Raw genomic sequence first — 400 nt, forward strand, 5'->3', positions numbered from 1 at the left:
AATCAGAGGGATCGGATTTGAGTAATAATGGTCGCATTTCTAAAGGTTGGTTACTTGTACTCCGATATTCTCGCTCGCGAATTTCAGAAATCGAGCCGAGTAAACCACTCGTTGCAATATGCCAATCGATTGCAGAAACGATTTTTGATTCATCTCTTTTATCATTAATAAATCGTTCAAATTTCGCAACTTTCTTGGCTGACTTGCAAAGTTCTTCACTCATTTCATAGGCTCTCGCAAATGGATAGTGAGCTTTAACAATACAAACACCCGCACAAGCCGTTAATTGTTTGTTGTCAGCAACTTTTTGTTTTTCAAATACTTGTAAGTAACGAGCCGCAAGCGTTAAACCCAAACGACCATCACAAACAAAGGTAACATCATCTCCACCATATACTAG

General features: G+C 38.8%; 1 pseudogene. It reads right to left on the reverse strand.

Annotated features, from left to right (window positions below):
- Positions 1–400: pseudogene (locus JUI58_RS27455) on the reverse strand (hypothetical protein); the annotation flags it as partial.

Origin of the sequence: Spirulina sp. CCY15215 (assembly GCF_016888125.1) — a bacterium.
Lineage (GTDB): Bacteria > Cyanobacteriota > Cyanobacteriia > Cyanobacteriales > Spirulinaceae > CCY15215.